The sequence below is a fragment of the Mycobacterium sp. 1482292.6 genome (assembly GCF_001672995.1).
GTDB lineage: Bacteria > Actinomycetota > Actinomycetes > Mycobacteriales > Mycobacteriaceae > Mycobacterium > Mycobacterium europaeum_A.
In genome coordinates this window covers 1-2,072 of sequence record NZ_LZKV01000166.1, presented here as the reverse complement: position 1 = coordinate 2,072, position 2,072 = coordinate 1, and the positions used below count along the sequence as shown (strand labels likewise).

Here is a 2,072-nt window from a genome sequence, read left to right as displayed (position 1 = left end):
CTCACCGGATTTCGCCGCCGTGGCAGAGCTTTTCACTGTCGACGCCGAGCTGCTGGTGCCGGCGCGCCCCGCCGATCGCGCAAATGCCCGCCGTCGGGAGCCCGCACACCCAGATGGCCCCCGCCTCCGCGAAGCCGCCCGAGGTCGCGAACCTGGCCACAAAGATGTTCCAGGCGCTGATGCCGTCGCGCTCCGGCGCCATCCAGAAGCCCGCCGGCTCGCAAACCATCGGCCGCGCCACCGACAACGACATCGTCATCCAGGACGTGCTGGCCTCGCGCCACCACGCCTTCCTGATCCAGACGCCGCTGGGCACCGAGATCCGCGACGCGCACAGCGTGAACGGGACGTTCGTCAACGGCGTCCGGGTCGGCTCGGCGGTGCTGACCGAGGGCGACGTCGTCACCATCGGCAACGTCGACCTGGTGTTCACCGGCGACAACCTGGTCCGGCGCACCGAGGCCGCCACCCGCAGCGGCGGCCTGGAGGTCAACTCCGTCTGCTACACCGTCGACCACGGCAAGCAGCTGCTCGACCACATCTCGCTGACCGCGCGGCCCGGGACGCTGACCGCCATCATCGGCGGTTCGGGCGCGGGCAAGACCACGCTGTCGCGGCTGATCGTCGGCTACACCAGCCCGACGTCGGGCACCGTGACCTTCGAGGGCCACAACATTCACACCGAGTACGCCTCGATGCGCAGCAGGATCGGCATGGTCCCGCAGGACGACGTGGTGCACCGCCAGCTCACGGTCAACCAGGCGCTGAACTACGCCGCCGAGCTGCGCCTGCCGCCCGACACCAGCAAACAGGAGCGGGCCCGCATCGTCGCGCAGGTGCTCGAGGAACTCGACATGACCCAGCACGCCGACACCCGGGTCGACAAGCTCTCCGGCGGCCAGCGCAAGCGCGCTTCGGTCGCCCTCGAACTGCTCACCCAGCCGTCGCTGCTGCTGCTCGACGAGCCGACGTCGGGTCTGGACCCCGCGCTGGACCGCCAGGTCATGCTGATGCTGCGCCAGCTGGCCGACGCCGGCCGCACGGTCTTGGTGGTGACCCACTCGGTGTCCTACCTCGACGTCTGCGATCAGATCCTGCTGGTCGCACCCGGCGGCAAGACCGCGTTCTGCGGGCCGCCGGACCAGGTCGAGTCCGCCATGGGGACCCGCAACTGGGCCGACATCTTCGCCAAGGTGGGCGCCGACCCGGACGAGGCCAACCGCCGCTTCAAGGAGCGCAACCAGCAGTCGTCGCAGCCACCGACCCCGGAGAGCCCGGCCGATCTGGGCGAACCGCCCCAGACCAACCTGTTCCGGCAGCTGTCCACGATCGCCCGCCGCCAGGTTCGGCTGGTCGTGTCCGACCGCGGTTACACCATCTTCCTGGCGGTCCTGCCGTTCCTCATCGGCGCGTTGTCGCTGACGGTGAAGGGCCCCCACCCCGGCCTCGGCCCGGCCGACCCCTTGGGCCCCGCGCCGACGCAGCCGCAGTACATCATGGTGCTGCTCAACATCGGCGCGGTGTTCATGGGCACCGCGCTGACCATTCGTGACCTGATCGGCGAGCGCCCGATCTTCCGACGCGAGCAGGCCGTCGGCCTGTCCACCACCGCCTACCTGCTGGCCAAGATCGCGGTGTTCTGCGTCTTCGCGACGGCACAGGCGGCGATCGCCACGATTATCGTGCGGCTGGGCAAGGGCGCGCCGACGGCGCATCCCCAGTTCTTCGGCAACTCCACCTTCTCGCTGTTCGTCACCGTCGCCGGCACCTGTGTGGCCTCGGCCATGCTGGGCCTGCTGCTGTCGGCGCTGGCCCAGTCCAACGAACAGATCATGCCGCTGCTGGTGGTGTCGATCATGTCGCAGCTGGTGTTCTCCAGCGGCATGATCCCGGTCTATCAGCGCATCGGCCTCGAGCAGATGGCGTGGCTGACGCCCGCCCGGTGGGGCTACGCCGCGGGCGCCTCCTCGATCGACTTCCCATCGCTGGTCAAGGTCAAGCAGATCCCGACCAACGACCCGATCTGGCAGCACTCCAAACACATTTTCGTGTTCGACATGCTGATGCTCGCG

The 2,072-nt window shown here is 69.0% G+C and carries 1 protein-coding gene; it reads left to right on the top strand.

Features of this window, described 5'->3' with window-relative positions:
- Nucleotides 1-83 precede the first annotated feature (83 nt).
- Nucleotides 84-2,072: ATP-binding cassette domain-containing protein (locus tag A5624_RS16955; protein WP_232002269.1), on the top strand; the 1,989-nt coding region annotated here is incomplete at its 3' end.